General features: G+C 37.4%; 16 protein-coding genes and 1 riboswitch. Of the genes, 15 read left to right on the top strand and 1 reads right to left on the bottom strand.

Annotated features, from left to right (window positions below):
* Positions 1–28 precede the first annotated feature (28 nt).
* Positions 29–1,087 (bottom strand): sporulation integral membrane protein YtvI, encoded by a 1,059-nt coding sequence (gene ytvI, locus MKY80_RS21375; RefSeq protein WP_089985798.1) that lies wholly within the window; start codon positions 1,085–1,087, stop codon positions 29–31.
* 89 nt (positions 1,088–1,176) lie between these two features.
* Here ytvI and MKY80_RS21370 point away from each other — a divergent pair, with 89 nt between their 5' ends.
* The 15 genes from MKY80_RS21370 to MKY80_RS21300 all read left to right on the top strand — a co-directional run bounded on the left by MKY80_RS21370 (position 1,177) and on the right by MKY80_RS21300 (position 17,259).
* Positions 1,177–1,728, top strand: coding sequence for a hypothetical protein (locus MKY80_RS21370; RefSeq protein WP_008175231.1), 552 nt, complete (start codon positions 1,177–1,179; stop codon positions 1,726–1,728).
* Positions 1,729–1,816: 88 nt separating this feature from the next.
* Entirely contained in the window at positions 1,817–2,362 is a 546-nt protein-coding gene (locus MKY80_RS21365) for a glutathione peroxidase (RefSeq protein WP_089985797.1), read from the top strand.
* 102 nt (positions 2,363–2,464) lie between these two features.
* Positions 2,465–2,664: riboswitch (cobalamin riboswitch) on the top strand.
* A gap of 160 nt (positions 2,665–2,824) precedes the next feature.
* Positions 2,825–3,382, top strand: a complete 558-nt coding sequence (locus tag MKY80_RS21360; RefSeq protein ID WP_008175227.1) for a hypothetical protein — start codon at positions 2,825–2,827, stop codon at positions 3,380–3,382.
* A complete protein-coding gene (locus MKY80_RS21355) occupies positions 3,366–4,316 on the top strand; it encodes an ABC transporter substrate-binding protein (RefSeq protein ID WP_089985795.1) in 951 nt (316 codons plus the stop codon). Before MKY80_RS21360 ends, MKY80_RS21355 begins: the two co-directional genes overlap by 17 nt.
* A 135-nt stretch (positions 4,317–4,451) precedes the next feature.
* On the top strand, positions 4,452–5,216 hold the full coding sequence (locus tag MKY80_RS21350) for a tyrosine-protein phosphatase (RefSeq protein WP_089985794.1): 765 nt from the start codon (positions 4,452–4,454) through the stop codon (positions 5,214–5,216).
* 135 nt (positions 5,217–5,351) lie between these two features.
* Positions 5,352–6,719 carry an MATE family efflux transporter gene (locus MKY80_RS21345; protein ID WP_043989914.1) on the top strand — a complete coding sequence of 456 codons (1,368 nt, stop codon included), beginning with the start codon at positions 5,352–5,354 and terminating at the stop codon, positions 6,717–6,719.
* A 2-nt stretch (positions 6,720–6,721) separates the two neighbouring features.
* The gene (locus MKY80_RS21340) at positions 6,722–7,555 is read left to right on the top strand and encodes a putative RNA methyltransferase (RefSeq protein ID WP_089985793.1); all 834 of its coding nucleotides are present in this window, start codon (positions 6,722–6,724) and stop codon (positions 7,553–7,555) included.
* A gap of 79 nt (positions 7,556–7,634) precedes the next feature.
* Complete coding sequence (locus MKY80_RS21335) at positions 7,635–8,237, top strand: 1-acyl-sn-glycerol-3-phosphate acyltransferase (protein ID WP_036121211.1); 603 nt, start codon at positions 7,635–7,637, stop codon at positions 8,235–8,237.
* Positions 8,238–8,298: 61 nt separating this feature from the next.
* Entirely contained in the window at positions 8,299–8,760 is a 462-nt protein-coding gene (locus MKY80_RS21330) for a low molecular weight protein-tyrosine-phosphatase (RefSeq protein ID WP_008175216.1), read from the top strand.
* A 203-nt stretch (positions 8,761–8,963) separates the two neighbouring features.
* Positions 8,964–9,683 carry a YebC/PmpR family DNA-binding transcriptional regulator gene (locus MKY80_RS21325; RefSeq protein ID WP_008175214.1) on the top strand — a complete coding sequence of 240 codons (720 nt, stop codon included), beginning with the start codon at positions 8,964–8,966 and terminating at the stop codon, positions 9,681–9,683.
* A 70-nt stretch (positions 9,684–9,753) separates the two neighbouring features.
* Positions 9,754–11,049 (top strand): arsenic transporter, encoded by a 1,296-nt coding sequence (locus MKY80_RS21320; RefSeq protein ID WP_008175213.1) that lies wholly within the window; start codon positions 9,754–9,756, stop codon positions 11,047–11,049.
* Between the two features lie 76 nt (positions 11,050–11,125).
* Positions 11,126–12,874 (top strand): methyl-accepting chemotaxis protein, encoded by a 1,749-nt coding sequence (locus MKY80_RS21315; protein WP_089985792.1) that lies wholly within the window; start codon positions 11,126–11,128, stop codon positions 12,872–12,874.
* 214 nt (positions 12,875–13,088) lie between these two features.
* The gene (locus tag MKY80_RS21310; RefSeq protein ID WP_342531112.1) at positions 13,089–14,831 is read left to right on the top strand and encodes a cache domain-containing protein; all 1,743 of its coding nucleotides are present in this window, start codon (positions 13,089–13,091) and stop codon (positions 14,829–14,831) included.
* 77 nt (positions 14,832–14,908) lie between these two features.
* Positions 14,909–15,484, top strand: a complete 576-nt coding sequence (locus tag MKY80_RS21305) for a YdcF family protein (protein ID WP_174804737.1) — start codon at positions 14,909–14,911, stop codon at positions 15,482–15,484.
* A 77-nt stretch (positions 15,485–15,561) separates the two neighbouring features.
* Entirely contained in the window at positions 15,562–17,259 is a 1,698-nt protein-coding gene (locus MKY80_RS21300; protein ID WP_008175207.1) for a M3 family oligoendopeptidase, read from the top strand.
* Positions 17,260–17,295: the final 36 nt, after the last annotated feature.

Below are 17,295 nucleotides of genomic sequence, written 5' to 3'. Positions count from 1 at the left end.
AATACAAAGATGACCTTTTTTATTGGTATCAAATTTTGAAATTTACTTTTATGATGCCTGTTTCCTTTAAGGCGATAAAGAAAATAATGACAAATGGCCCGACAAGTAAACCGATAATACCAAATAACTGTAGACCAATAAACATGGCAATTAATGTTGGTAAAGTTGATAACCCAATATGCTCACCCATTAGTTTAGGCTCGACTACACGACGAATAATGAGTAAAATAGCAGCTAAGATGAATAATTTTACAGCAATAGATGTGTTTCCCATTAAAAGGTGATAAAGCCCCCATGGTGCTAAAATAATGATGGAGCCTAAAAAAGGGACAATATCTATTAGCCAAATAATAATGGTCATGGTTATGGCATATTTAGGCTGGATTAATAAAAGTCCAATAAGTGTAACGCCTCCAATAATGAAGCTTACAAATAAATGTGCTTTCATATAGCCGAATGTTGCATCCTTTAAACGGTTTAAAATAATTTTTATTTTCTTTGCTGTGTTTGGCTTTAAATACTTATAAGTAATGCGCTTCAATTTCGGCAGATCTAGCATAAATAGGAATAGGGCAATCATATAGACGAGAAGACTGATAAATAGACTTGGAATCTCTGAAAAGAAGGCTGAAACTTTGCTATAATTAAAGAAGCTTAAAAACGTTTCTTCAATTTTCTTTATGAAATCCATTGTGGTTTTTTGAAGCGAAGTACTTACTTCGGGTGGAAAGTCTTCCGTGTATTTAGAAATATTTTCTTGCATATGAAGCCACATATCTGATAGCTTGGAAATATAATAGGGAGCTTGCTTAGACAATAAAATTATTTGCGTCATGATCTGCGTAATTGAAATATAGCAAATGATGGAAATTATAATGACACTCACTATGTATATAAAGGCAACTGCAATTTTTCGAGACATTTTCCAGCGCCTTTTAAAGAACATGACGATTGGTTCAAGGAAAAATGCGCTGATAGCTGCTAATATTAACGGCATAGATACCGGAATAATAAAATAAGCGGCTATAATTAGGGACAGAATCACTAGCAATCGAAAAATCAATTTCCTAGCATTAAATTTATTCATAAACTCACCTTCTTTGCGAAAAAATTAAGTTAAGTGTAACATAAATCAAGTTTTATGACGTTCTGAAACAATAAAGGTAGGGATAAATTATGGAAAAAGAGATTTTGCAACTTTTTAGTAATCTAACAGAGCGTGATCGAGATATTCAATATGAATCTTACGAGGAACTGATGAAAATTATGCAGGAGCCCGTAGATTGGACATATGCAGTGTGGGAACAGCTTGTACAAGCGCTTACATATAAAAATGGGCATGCACGTGCACTTGCCGCACAAATTTTATGTGCTTTAGCTGCAAAAAGTGATCCCGAAGAAAGAGTATTAGAAGATTTTTTAAAGATTTGGGCTGTGACTTATGATGAAAAGCCCGTCACGGCAAGGCATACATTACAGGCTATTTGGAAAATTGGTTTAGCAGGTCAAGTACAAAGCGATTTAGTCGTATCTTATTTAGCCAAGAGATTTCAAACCTGTTTAGATGAAAAGCATCCTACTCTCATTCGCTATGATATTATTGTATCTTTAAAAAAATTATATGATCAAACGAGTGATCCTAAATTATTAGACATAGCCCATCGCTTAATTAATGAAGAGCAAAATGTTAAATATAAAAAGAAATATAAGTCAGCCATCCGTTCTTAGTAACGAGATGGTGTTTTTTGTGCAAACTCTTTGGTTATTAGGAGATTAGTCAACTATAATATATGAAAAAGACAAAAGGGGTTAGGGAATGAGCATTTATAATTATTTAGTACGAAAGCCGAATGGTGAAATTTTATCAATGGAAACTTTTCGAGGGAAAACGATGCTAATTGTTAATACGGCCAATCAATGCCGATTTACATATCAATTTGAAGACTTACAAAAAATGTACGATAAATATGGCAAAAATAATTTTGTCGTTCTAGGATTTCCTTGTGATCAGTTTGGCCATCAAAATCCTGAAGATGGAGAGGAAACTGCGCATCTTTGTAAGGTCAACTATGGAGTTTCGTTTCCCATTTTTGAACTAGTCCAAGTAAATGGTGAGACGACACATCCTTTATTTAATTATTTAAAACATGAAGTTGATTTTCGTGAATTCGGAAAAGCAAGCATGCAGGAGAAAATGCTTGCTGAGGCAATTGTTCAACTTGCTCCAAGCTTTTTAGATGGTCGTAATATTCGCTGGAATTTTACTAAATTCCTAGTAGATGCAAGCGGAAAAACCATAGCTCGCTTTGAGCCTACAGACTCACAGCTTGATATTGAGCAAGCAATTGAAAAAGTATTATAGTAGAGTGATTTTATGGAAATGAAAATTCTTCTAAAACGACTATCATTTTTGTACGCAACTATTTTTTCCTATCAAACTATGATAAACTGCTTTACAAGTGAATTATTCTTGCAGAATAAAGGTGCTAGCTAGCATAATCGGGAATTCGGTATAAGCCGAAGCTGTTTCCGCAACTGTAAGTACAACTATTATAAAGATGAACCACTGTTTCATAGGAAATGGGAAGGTTCTTTATAGCTCTTATTTAATTATATAGGAGCGTTGTACAAGCCAGGAGACCGACCTTTATTTGAACGTATAACAACTCTTCGGAAGCTAGGAGGATATACGGCAAATACATAGGCAGTGTCGTGTTTCTATGACAATCATTATGTTATTTTAGTCGTTCCTTTGCGTGAGGAGCGACGTTTTTTTATGTTCTAAAAAAGTAAGGATTTTCATTATGAAAAGGGGGACAGCAGGTTGAAAAAAGATGCACGTTATTCTTGTTATCCTTTTATGCGAGAGAAGGCTTCAACTGTCGATTTTGAGATTCGCACAGATAGTTTAACAACGCATTTAGGGGCTGCACTAGCTATAGTGAAGAAAGAGGATGTCCAGGTTGTTGCAGATGATTTAACACAGATTTTACCTATGGCTTATCATGTGAATGGCTCGGTTCGTGGGAAGCTAGCAGTTACAGATGAGGATCTATCCTGGTTAAGTGAGCGCTATGATTTTTATGTAAGTCATGTGAAGGAAGAGATTCAAAATTTTGTTTTACCTCAAGGAACAGAGGCTGCTGCTGCTTTACATCTTTGTCGTAGTGAGGCGAAAAAATCATATCGAACTTTACACAAGGTTTCGGAAGAACGAGAGGTACCGACTATTCTCTTCGATTATTTAGGCTTATTAGCCAATGTATGTTTTGTAATGGCTGTCTATACGAATCAACAAGCTGGAATCGCTGAAATTCCGTTTATGAGTAAATCATATCCAATGAAAAAGAAAAAGGTGAATAATAATGAAGAAACTATTTAATTTACAATGGCTATCGGTTTTATTGCTAGCGCTCGTTTTAGCAGGTTGTGGAACTGCGGAAGATACAAAAAATAAAAATGTTACCCAAGATGAACAAAAAATTGAGCAAACAAGTTACAAAGTAACCGATGATCGTGGTGTAGAAATAGAGTTTAAGGAAGTACCAAAAACAGTTGTGTCCTTACAACCAAGTAACACAGAAATTCTATTTGCATTAGGGGTTGGCGATAAAATTGTAGGTGCCACTGAATATGATACATATCCAGAAGCTGCCCAAAAAATCGAACGTGTTTCTGATACTGTGAATTATAACAGTGAGCGAATTTTAGCGTTAAAGCCAGATGTTGTTATTGCGTATACGATTGGTGAGAAGGATGCACTTAAGCCACTCGAGGATGCAGGAATTAAAGTATTTGTTATTCAATCAGCGGCTACATTTGATGATGTATATGGAGATATCGAACAAATTGCAGCTGTTATGGATGTTAAGGATAAAGGAAAGGCATTAAACGAGGAAATTAAAGCAAAAATCGCTGATGTGCAAACAAAGATTAAGGAAGTAAAAACACCAAAAAATGTTTATTTAGAAATTAGTCCAAAGCCAGAAATATATACAGCAGGCTCTGGCACTTTCCAACAAGAAATATTAAATGCGGCAAATGTAAAGAATGTGTTTGCAGATTTAGATGGCTGGAAGCAAATATCTGAGGAAGATGTAATTGCGAGAAATCCAGACGTCATTTTAACAACAGTCAACTATACAGAAAATCCAATTGGAGAAATCCTTGCTCGTGATGGGTGGAATACGGTAACAGCTATTCAGAACAAGGCAGTTCAGTCCCTTGACACAGATATCTCAAATCGTCCAGGTCCACGTATCGGTGAAGCAGTTGAGCTTGTTGCTAAAGCTGTGTATCCAGAGTTATATAAATAAGATCGTAGAAAATGCTAGTTGTTTATTACAGCTAGCATTTTTTATTTTATTACCTAGTGTGAAAATTGGTATTAATGTAGTTTGTTCGATAGAATAAAGGTAAGAACGCTTATTAATATAGGGAGGTGTAGTTCAGTGAAGCAAATACAAAAAAATATTCCGTTTGAGGCCGTTTATAATTTCCGAGATATGGGGGGATATCAAACGAGGGATGGGCGTGTTATAAGAAATGGCTTATTTTATCGCTCTGCCGCACTTGGTAAAATGACATCGACAGATAAAGAATTATTTGAAACATTAGGTATTAAAACAATTTTTGATTATCGTGACACGAATGAAGTACAACATAATCCTAATCCTGTGTTTCCACAAACTCGATATATTCAAATCCCTGCGAAGGGAAAGCATGCTTTTGAAATGCCAACTAATACAGGTGGTAGAGAGTTTTATAAAGTAGTTAACGCTGATATGTTCAAGGACTTTTATGCACAAATGCCTTTTCATAATCCCTCTTTTAAAGAATTAATGATGACTATACAAAACCCTGATAATTTAGGGCTAGTCCATCATTGCGCAGTTGGAAAAGACCGAACAGGAATTGGCGGAGCTCTTATTTTATTGGCTTTAGACGTACCTGAAGAGACCATTATGGAAGATTATTTAGATACGAATATTCATTTGCGTCCCATGGTAGAAAGAATGGCTCAAACGATCCAGCACCAGTATAATGAACAAGAATTACAGCAATTTTATGCTTTAATGTCCGCTCGTGAGGATTATTTACAGGCAGCGTTAGATGCTATGGATCATCGTTATGGCTCAAAGACAGCTTTTTTGGAGCAGGAGTTTGGTCTAACGGCTGATAAGCGTGAGCAATTACAGTCATATTGCTTAATCTAAATAAAATCCCTTTCACAATTAGTGAGAGGGATTTTTTATGTGGAAGCGCTGTCTTCCTATAAATCTCTTTACAGTCTGAAAATTTATGATAAGATACAATAGATTTTTAAGAAAAGTATAGGAGAAGTGAAGGTATTGGCAGACACAATAAAAGAAACAACTAAGTTAAGTCTATTCCATTTAACATGGCCTATCTTTTTAGAAGTGTTTTTATTTATGTTGATGGGACTAGCCGATACTTTTATGCTTAGTGCTCTATCAGATAATGCTGTGTCAGGAGTAGGTGCAGCCAATCAATATATTCATATCGCTATTTTAATTCTTGAGGTAGTCGGCAACGGTGCGTCCATCGTTGTATCACAATATTTAGGTTCGAAACGGTTTTTTGAAGCGGCTAAAATATCGGCTCTAGCAGTCACAATGAATTTGGCAGTTGGCCTTATAATGAGTGTTCTATTTTTCTTCTTTGCTAGTCATTTAATGTCGATGATGAACTTGCAAGGTGAGGTCCTTCATTATGCTCAAAGTTATTTAGTGATTATAGGGAGTTTTATTTTCCTTCAAGCAATTATTAATGCCCTTGCTGCAATTATTCGTGTTCATGGTTGGACGAAACAGACGATGTATGTATCACTTGGCATGAATGTACTGCATGTTATCCTTAATTACGGCCTGATCTTTGGGAATTTTGGTTTACCAGAGCTTGGTGTAAAAGGTGCAGCCATCTCTTCAGTGATTAGTAGAGGATTAGCGATGATCGTGTTTTTCTGGTTGCTTTATCAAGTAATGGAAGTACGAGTAAAGCTACACTACTACTTTGAGTATTCCAAGGAATATGTAAGAAAAATTTTAAACATTGGTTTACCGTCTGCCTTTGAGCAGGTTCTTTACCAGTTTTGCCAGATTATATTTTTATATTATGCCACATATTTAGGGGCAGAAACTTTGGCAGCCAGACAATATGCTATGAACATATCAATGTTTACCTATTTATTCGCTATTGCGATTGGGACAGGAACGGCCATCATTATCGGTAGGCATGTAGGTGCTGGAGAAAAGGATGAGGCTTATCATCAGCTGTGGACAAGTGTCCGAGCAGCATTTATTTTCACCATTATTATGGTTGGTGTAGTGACCATTTTCCGCAAGCAGCTTATGCATGTTTTTACAGATAACCCCGAGGTGATGGCTATCGGAGCATCTGTCTTGGCATTAAGTATAGTGCTAGAAACTGGTCGGACGATGAATATAGTCGTCATTAACTCTTTACGTGCCTCAGGAGACGCAAGGTTCCCTGTTAAAATCGGTTTTCTGTCGATGGTTTGTATGAGCCTCCCATTAGGTTACTTTTTTGTATTTGTCCTCGATTGGGGTTTAGTAGGTATTTGGTTAGCTATCTCAGCAGATGAATGGGTACGGGCAATTATCGTATACTTTAGATGGAAAAGCCGAAAGTGGGAGCGTTTTGCCCTCGTTTCACCCAATGAACAGAAGGAGGAATAGCAATGGGAGCACTATCTAAACGTGCAGTAGGTGCAGCATTGATCGATCAACATATAGCGCTTTTTGCATGTCCGTTATGTCAGCAATCTATGCACGTCTATGAGCAAGGGAGACTCGTTTGTTCTGCCAATCACTCTTTTGATATTGCCAAGCAGGGCTATGTCAATATGCTGACACATGGCTCTACTTCTAAATATAGTAAAGATCTTTTTGAATCTCGCAAAGCTGTTATTGATAGTGGGATTTATGATGTTGTAGAAGCAAAGATTGGGGAGCTTATTTACTCTGCGAATACAGTGCTCGATACGGGCTGTGGAGAGGGATCGCATTTAGCCCGTATTATGAATGAGAAAAAGAATGGGGTAGGCATCGGTATTGATATAGCTAAAGAGGGTATTTTGGCTGCGGCTCGACATTATCCACAGCAAATTTGGTGTGTTGGCGATTTAGCTAAGAGTCCTTTTGCACAAGGTAGCTTTGACGCTATTTTAAATATTTTATCACCGGCAAATTATGAAGAATTTAAAAGGCTTCTTGCGCCTAATGGCTGTATGGTGAAGGTTGTGCCACAAAGCGGCTATTTACAGGAGCTGCGTGCTCAATTATATGCCGATTCGAGTAAGGAAACATATTCTAATGAACAAATTGTTGCTCGTTTCCAAGATAGTTTTGGCGAAGTGAATATAGAACGAGTCACTTATACATTGCCACTTGCTCAGGAGCTTGTCCCTGCTTTATTGGAGATGACACCGATGGGCTGGCATAAAAAAGATGAGACAGACATTGTATTAAGTGAAATTACGATTGATGTAGATCTATTGGTTGGAAAGATGTAAGATGGTCACCTACAATTGCAGTATACTAGTCTTTTCGATTACAATGGGAATAACTATTGAATAAGGTAGGAATGTGACAGTGTATAAATTAGTAGCAAATATTGTTAAAGTAATATTAAAACTTATGGGTTCGAAGGCTCGTGTGTATGGTGAGGAAAACTTGCCAAAAGAAGGTGGATATATTATAGCTTGTACGCATACAGGCTATGTAGATATTTTAAACCTCGGCGTTGCCATGTACCCTCAAGAAATTCACTTTATGGCGAAGAAGCAATTATTTGAAATGAAGGGTCTTGGCTGGCTTATTGAACATTTAAACGCCTTCCCAGTGGACCGTGATAATCCTGGTCCGAGCGTTATTAAAATTCCCTCACAGTTATTGAAAGAAGGAAAAGTAGTGGGGATATTCCCATCTGGAACACGTAATTCAGAAGGAACGGACTTAAAGCAAGGAGCCATTACAATCGCTCAATTGGCAAAGGCGCAAATTGTTCCAGCAGCCTACGTTGGTGCACGTAATGCTGGAGATGTCATGAAGCGCGGTAAAGGCTATTTAATTTATGGCGAGCCGTTTTATGTAACGGGTAAAGGAAAAGAAGGTCGGGAGCAATTTACTCAACACCTTGAACGTGAACTAGTCGCTTTAACAGAAGAATTGGAAAATCGTATTGCAGTAAAATAAAATGAAGTGGCACTCAGAATCGTATTGATTTTGGGTGCTTTGTTGTAGGAGGATTATCGTAATGATTCAAGTACTTTTTGTTTGCTTAGGCAATATTTGTCGCTCGCCAATGGCGGAGGCGGTTATGCGAGAGCTGGTGAGAAAAGAGGGTTTAGACGATAAAATTGCTGTGGATTCTGCCGCAACAAGCTCATGGCATATCGATGAACCTCCTCACCGAGGCACACAGGATAAGCTTAGAGAATATGGTATTTCTACAATAGGAATGGTAGGTCGACAGCTACAAAAGGCTGATGTAGAAAGATTCACATACATTATTGGTATGGATGAGAGCAATATTCGCAATATCAGAACGATCTTAGGAAATCCTACTTCACCAAAGATTTTTCGTTTTTTAGATTTAACAGAACATCGTAAAGACGTTCCTGATCCTTATTACACAGGGGATTTTCAAGAAACCTATGATTTAGTGCTAGAAGGCTGTACGGCATTACTAGATAAAATTAAAGAGGAATGGTTATAGAAGGATGCTAAATAGCGTAAATTTTTACAGCTATTGCTACAGAAAAAACAAGCATAAACATTGGTATATCTAGCTTTGTAAGCATCATTATGTTATTATTTGCAGAGTAAAGATACGATAAGTATTTAATTACCATTTTAAGATGTGCAACTGCATATCTATTATTTTTTTATAAATCTATCCTTTGAAAGAGAGTGGAAACAATGGGTCGTAAGTGGAATAACATTAAAGAAAAGAAAGCGTCTAAAGATCAAAGCACTAGTCGTATCAATGCTAAATTTGGGCGAGAAATTTATGTGGCAGCTAAATCAGGCGAACCAGATCCAGAGTCAAACCGTGCACTTAAAGTGGTGCTTGAACGTGCAAAAACATATAGTGTTCCTAAGCATATTATAGAAAAAGCCATCGATAAAGCAAAAGGTGGCGGTGACGAAAACTTTGATGAATTACGTTATGAAGGTTTTGGTCCAGCCGGCACAATGATTATCGTAGATGCTTTAACAAACAATGTAAATCGTACAGCATCTGATGTGCGCGCAGCATTTGGTAAGAATAACGGAAATATGGGTGTTAGTGGATCTGTTGCGTATATGTTCGATTCTACTGCAGTTATCGGTTTAGAAGGTAAAACAGCTGATGAAGTACTAGAAATTTTAATGGAAGCAGATGTAGATGCTCGTGATATTCTGGAAGAAGAGGAAGCGGTTATTATTTATGCAGAACCGGATCAATTCTTTGCTACACAAGAGGCATTAAAGGCTGCTGGCATACAAGAATTCACAGTAGCTGAGCTTTCTATGCTACCGCAGACTGAAGTAACATTAACTGGCGACGATGTTGCAAAGTTCGAAAAATTAATCGATGCATTAGAAGATTTAGAAGATGTTCAAAATGTCTTCCACAATGCTGATTTAGGTGAATAATCCAATATATTATTGATTGAGTAAACCAGTAGCACATAAAGCTACTGGTTTTTAATTAGGGAGGAAAATCATGCAGACTGCATTAGCGATTATTTTGTTTTTAGTGACTTTATTTTTTGTTATTGTACAGCCACGTAAATTATCGATTGGTTGGTCAGCCTGTATAGGAGCCGCCATCGCACTCATAATTGGAGTAGTTACATGGCAGGATGTGCTGGAAGTAACAGGAATCGTTTGGAATGCTACTTTATCGTTTATTGGTATTATTTTAATTTCCCTAATTTTAGATGAAATTGGCTTTTTTGAATGGGCTGCCCTGCATATGGCACGACTTGCTAAAGGAAGTGGTATACGTTTATTTGTTTATATTGCTTGCTTAGGAGCGATAGTATCAGCGCTATTCGCTAACGATGGGGCGGCGTTAATATTAACGCCAATTGTTTTAGCAATGGTTAGAAAACTGAATATGACGGAAAAAATGATTTTCCCATTTATTATTGCTAGTGGCTTTATAGCAGATACAACATCCTTACCCTTTGTTATTAGTAATTTAACAAATATTGTATCAGCAGATTTTTTTGAGATTGGCTTTATGGATTATGCGATTCATATGGTTGTACCGAACTTCTTTTCTTTAATTGCAAGTATAGCTGTACTGTATGTGGTTTTTCGTCGTTCCATACCACAGTGCTATTCTCTCGATGCAGTTGAACAACCTAAGCAGGCGATTAGAGACCCGAAGTTATTTGCGATATCTTGGTATGTAATAGTAATTTTACTAGTGGGATTTGTAATCGGCGAAATGTTCCACGTTCCAGTGTCATTTATTTTATGTAGTGTAGCCGCTATTTTCTTATGGCTGGCAAATCGTAGTTCTTTTGTAGATACAAAGAGAGTTGTCAAAGGGGCACCATGGAATATAGTGTTCTTTTCCATTGGTATGTATGTGGTTGTTTACGGCCTGAAAAATGTAGGGATGACAGGTATACTAGCTAGTTTACTAGAACATGCTGTGCAGCAAGGATTCGTTGTAGCGACCATGACTATGGGATTTGTAGCTGCCGTTTTATCAGCAGTCATGAACAATCTACCAACAGTCATGATTGATGCATTAGCAATCTCTGAAACAAGCGCAACAGGCATGATGAAAGAGGGACTCATTTATGCCAACATAATTGGTACTAATCTTGGCCCAAAGATGACTCCAATCGGTTCACTTGCGACATTAATATGGCTTCATATTTTAGCTCAAAAAGGGATTAAAATTAGCTGGGGGCAATATTTTAAGTTCGGCATAATTCTTACAGTTCCGACATTATTCGCTACTTTAATTGCTTTAGTTATTTGGATATCGTTATTAGCATAGTTTTATTGTCGAAATAGTGCAAATAATAGTACAATAGTTAATAGATTAACTTAGTAGTATGTTAAAGGAGGTAAGCATGCGAGTACCAGGTAAATTAAGTAATAGAATCGTGTTGATGTCATTTGTTATGTTAGTAGCTTTGTTAGCATTTTTTATTGTCACAATGATCTACACAGCGAAATCATCCGTTAATAAAACAATGGGTGCACAGGCTGTCGCGGTAGCAGAAAACATTGCGAAACAATTAAACCCAGAGGACTATGAACAACTATCAAAGGACCCAAGGGAATCAAATTTATATTGGCAGCTAAGAGAAGAACTGAATGAATTGCGTGAAATAAATGGGGTCCTGTATGCCTATACTTTTGCCGTTCCACAGGAAGATCAAAAAGTTCGATTTTTAGTGGATGGTATGCCAGCAGATGACCAAGAAAATGCAGGTGTTATAGGAGAGGAGTCTTCTTCTACATTATATAAAGATATTGAAAAAGTAATGGATACAGGAAGTTATTACTCTAATATTTTACATAGCGGTTTTGGGGATTATTTGTCTGGTACAGTACCATTAAAGGATGCATCAGGAAATATTGTGGCGTTTATAGGGGTAGATATAGAGGCTAACGAGGTAAGCGGTGTAACGAATGCTGTATTGATAGCCATTTTGCCAGCATTAATTATAGTAATGTTAGTTTTAACAGGAATTGTTATGTTTATAATGTACCGTTACATAAATCAAGCACTAAAGCCATTGGCAAATTTAGGGGACGCGGTGTCAAGTTTTGCACAAGGGGATATCGCGAAGGCAACAATGGAGGTTGAAAAAATCCAGCTAAGAGGGAAAAATGAAATTTCTATGTTTGCACGAGCCTTTCAGGAGTCCTTACAAAAATTAAAAGAAACATTCCAAACCATTCAGCAACAAACATTCGCCTTACAAAGCGTTGTGAAAAAGATTGATGAAACTACACAACATGTTGAAACATCAAATGCTCAAATTGCTGATCGTATAGTTGAAATCGCTGCTGGTAGTGAGCAGCAACAGCAAAACAATCAAGAAGTTGTCTTAACGATGAATGAAATGTCGATAGGTATTCAACGACTGGCTGATACAACTTCTGAGATTGCTGAATCATCCTCAACGATGACGGGCCTAGTGGAAACTAGCGTGAATCATTCTCAAGAGGTCGTATCTCAAATTCAAAACGTGGAATCCTCCGTTTTACGAACGGCTAAACATGTTGAGGAAATGGGAGATCGATTCGGCTCTATTGAAGAGATGGTAACAATTATTACGAGCATTGCTGACCAAACCAACTTACTGGCATTAAATGCGGCGATAGAGGCGGCGAGGGCGGGGGAAGCTGGTAAGGGGTTTGCAGTCGTTGCAGATGAAGTAAGGAAGCTTGCTGAACTGTCTAAAGCATCAGCGGATGAAATACATACACATCTGAAAAGCTTTAAGACCATTACAGAACGAGCATTACATGAAATGTCTGGTAGTGCGGTAGATGTACAAGCAGGTAATAGGGCTGTACAACGTATTGGTGAAAGCCTAGAACAAATATTAGAATCAGTTGTTGAGGTAAACAATAAGATTCAGGATGATTCAGCTGTCATTGAAGAAATGTCAGCGGGCTCTGAAGAAATATTAGCTACTACAGAACAGATGAATGATATTGCTCAGCATAATGTGCAAGGAACAAAAGAAGTAGCAATGGCTTCTGACTTACAAGTAACAAGGGTTTCAGAATTAAATGAAGTTGTAGCGTTGTTAGATCAAACATCTAAAGAGGTAACTGAAACAATCAATACGTTCAAATTATGATCATTGTAAACTATTTTTCTATGAGAAGAAGTCTTGTAGAAAAATAGTTTTTTTACGCTAGTTGGAGAAAAATAAAAATATAATGATATGTATTTATCGAAATAAACCGAATAGGGGAATTAATTTGCGTTTTATCCATTGCGGAAACTTCCAAATCATAACATAATATAAGTTAATATACTCTTTGAACGAGAAGAATAAGGGGGGCTAAAGTATGAGGTTTTTACGTTCGATACAGGGGAAACTAGTCGTTATTTCATTGGCACTACTAATTATTCCAAGTTTAATAATTGGCGTGGTTAGTTATAGTAAGGCCAAGAATGGTATGGAGGATATAGGAGAGCAAGTAATTTATAATAGTGTTCAATCTGCTTTGCAAATAATTGAACTTGCCAATGAAAGTGTTGAAAAGGGAGATATACCTTTAGATGTAGCGCAGGAACGGGTACGCAAGGCTTTCTTGGGACCTAAGGATAGTGAAGGGAAGCGGCCGATTAATTATCCAGGTGACTTGGGGGAATACGGCTATATCTATGTATTAGATGATAAGGGAACATTAACAACACACCCTACTCGAGAAGGTGACAATCTTTGGAACGATCAAGATAGTAGTGGAAATTACTTTATTCGGGAAGTAACTGACCGAGCATTGGATGGGGGTGGTTTTACTAAATACGAATTTGAGCTACCAGGCCAGAATGTATTGGCGGATAAAATTATTTATTCAGCAAAAGATCCACATTGGGGATGGATTATTGCATCAGGTACATATATGCAGGATTTTAATGCAGAGGCAAACTCGTTACTATTAGTCATTGGTTTGACGTTAGCGGGTGCTATTATCATAGGTGTTATGGTTGTTATTTTAGTATCTAGGCATTTGGCATTACCAGTCAAAAAATTATCCCAACGCGTACGTGAAGTAGCAAAGGGTAATTTAACTGTAGATATTGAGCATTTACAGCGTACAGATGAAATTGGCCAGTTAAATGAGGGCTTCAATGAAATGGTTGATCAATTAAAAACACTAATTTCAGATGTAGAAGAAGCAATTGTAGAAATTCAATCGACATCGTCAAATTTAACCGCGGTTGCTGAAGAAACAAATGCTTATGGCGATGAAATCGTTAAAGCTATTAATGAAGTATCGAATGGCGCCGTAAAACAAGCAGCAGAGGCGGAAGATACAAATCGAACAGCTACTGAGTTTGCTCAACAAATTGAAGGATTGCACGATAAAAATGAATTAATGCTAGATGCATCACAAGATATGCAAAAATCAAATGAAGAGGGTATCGTTAATATCGCTAGTTTAAAGGATAAGTCGCAGGAATCTTCAATGCTTATTCAGAATATTCAGTCCGTTTTTGGGAGTTTAATTGTGAAGGTACGTGAAATAGAAGGCATTGTAGGGACAATTACAGAGATCTCTGATCAAACCAATCTCCTGGCTCTAAATGCATCTATTGAGGCTGCACGAGCAGGTGAACAAGGCAAAGGATTTGCTGTGGTCGCAGAGGAAGTACGAAAGCTAGCTGATCAAACATCCGTAGCAACTGAGCTAGTTCGCACTACCTTAAAGGGGATTGAGAGTGAAACAAATTTAGTCAATGATGAAATGCAGAAAACTCACGTCATTGTAAGTCAACAAAATGATTCTGTCATGGTAACAGAGTCTTCCTTCAAAGAAATCAAAATGGCTGTGGAAAAGATCATTTTAAATATTGGTGATATGACCGATGGCGTAAAATATGTAAATAGCGCTAAGAATGATATGATGAAATCCATTGAAAGTATTGCAATGATCAGTGAAAAAAATGCCGCTGCTTCTGAAGAGGTGACAGCATCGGTAGATGAGCAACAACTAGCGATTCAGCTTATTAGTGAATCTTCCAATGATTTAACAGATGAGATTACAGCGTTACAGGAATCCATTAAACGCTTTATTTTAAGATAAAATTATTGAGGGTGCTTGGTAATCAAGCATCCTTTTTTCTGTAGTCACGTTAATAAAAGGTAAGGGAGGGTTGATTTGTGAAAAAATGGTTGATTAGAGTAGGTGTTGTTCTAATTGTTATAGCAATTGTCCTCTATATTTGGTTGGGGAAAGAAATTGAACGTGGGGTGGAAGCAAATGCAGATGGCTCGGCTAATTATATGATCATACTGGGAGCGAAAGTAAAACCAGGAGGTGTACCATCACTTTCTTTAAAAAGTAGATTAGAGGAGGCCGTTCCATATTTAGTAAAGTATCCCCAAGTAAAGGTCATTGTGTCAGGGGGACAAGGACCCGATGAAGATCGAACGGAGTCATCCGTGATGAGAGATTATCTCGAGCAAAATGGTATTGATGCTACGAGAATTATCGAGGAGGATCAGTCCACCTCCACGTATGAGAATTTAGTATTTTCTAAAGAACTTATACCAAAGGAAACAAAGAAAATTACGATTGTTTCAAATGACTTCCATCTAAAACGTGCGAAATATTTAGCCGAGTCTTTAGATTTTGAAGTAGATGTAGTGTCAGCTAAAACGCCAAAGTCAGTAGAAGCTAAACTAAAAATAAGAGAGCGAGCGGCATTACTAAAAACATATATAGTAGGTTATTAAAAAATTGTTTCTTAATAGCTAAGATTTGACATATAATAGAAATATCACGGGGTATATGACAGAAAGAGGGGACTTCAATGAAAACGTTTAAAGACTATGAGTACAACCGTCCACATGTTGCGGGGATGAAAGAGCAACAATTAGCGCTCGTCGACCAATTTAAAAAAGCGCAATCGATGGACGAACAAAGTAGCATCATTGAAAAATTAAATGCAATCAGTAATGACTTTGCTACAATGGCTAACTTAGTGTATATTCGCGCATCGATTGATACAAACGATGAATTTTATCAAGCAGAGCGCGACTATTTCGATGAAGTTAGTCCTGAGCTAGAAGAAGTAACAACGGAGTATTATAAAGCATTGATTGCCTCACCTTTCCGTGAGCAACTAGAAGAAAAATGGGGTCAACAATTATTCGATCTCGCTAACTATCAAATTAAAGGGTTCTCACCAGACGTCATTGATTTGATGCAAAAAGAAAATAAGCTAGCTTCTGAGTATAATAAGCTTGTAGCATCTGCACAAATCGAATTTAATGGTGAGACTTTAACACTTGCTCAGCTTGGACCGTTTGCAGAGTCTACAGATAGAGCTACGCGTAAAGAAGCAACAAATGCACGCTTTGGTTTCTTTGCGGAGCATGACGATGAATTTGATCGCTTATACGATGAACTTGTAAAAGTACGCCATGAAATTGCAGTTAAACTTGGCTATAACAACTATGTTGAGCTTGGTTATATTCGAATGAATCGTATTGATTATAACGCAGAGATGGTGAAGAAATTCCGTGATCAAGTTCGCGACTTAATTGTTCCTGTAGCGACAAAGCTGTATGAGCGTCAGGCGAAGCGTATTGGGATTGACGATTTAAAATTCTATGATGAAGCACTGAACTTTTTATCAGGCAATGCGACGCCAAAGGGTGATCCAGAATGGATTGTGGCGAATGGTAAAAAGATGTATGAGGAGCTATCACCTGAAACGGGAGAGTTTTTCAATTTCATGATTGATCATGACCTTATGGACCTAGTGGCCAAGAAAGGAAAAGAGAGTGGCGGGTATTGTACATTTATCGAAAACTATCATTCTCCGTACATTTTCTCGAACTTTAACGGTACTTCAGGTGACATCGATGTGTTAACACATGAAGCCGGACATGCCTTCCAAGTTTATTCAAGCCGTAACATCGGCATTCCTGAATACTTATGGCCAACTTACGAATCTTGTGAAATCCACTCGATGAGTATGGAGTTTTTCACATGGCCATGGATGGAGCTATTCTTTAAAGAAGATACAGAAAAATATAAATTTACACATTTAAGTAGTGGTCTTTTATTCTTACCATATGGTGTTGCAGTTGATGAATTCCAACATATTATTTATGAAAATCCTACAATGACACCAGCTGAGCGTAAGGCAGCATGGAAGAAAATTGAGGAAACATATTTGCCACATCGTGACTATGATCACAATAGCTACCTCGAAGCAGGTGGAATTTGGCAACGTCAGGGTCATATTTATGCTAGTCCGTTCTACTATATTGATTACACGCTAGCACAAATTTGTGCCTTCCAATTCTGGAAGCGTTCACGTGAAGACTTTGAGGCGGCTTGGAAAGACTATATTCATCTATGTGGTTTAGGTGGCTCCATGTCATTTACAAAGCTTGTAAAAGAGGCAGGCTTAATTTCACCATTTGAAGATGGCTGTGTCGAATCAGTTATTGGTGAAATTGAGGCATACCTAAATTCTGTAGACGATTCTTCGCTATAACAAATACTGAAATTCGCTACACTTCCACGACTAGTA

The sequence above is a fragment of the Lysinibacillus sp. FSL R5-0849 genome, from assembly GCF_038595075.1.
GTDB lineage: Bacteria > Bacillota > Bacilli > Bacillales_A > Planococcaceae > Lysinibacillus > Lysinibacillus fusiformis.
Note: the sequence above shows the minus strand (reverse complement) of the source record. Positions and strands in the feature narration are given on the sequence as shown.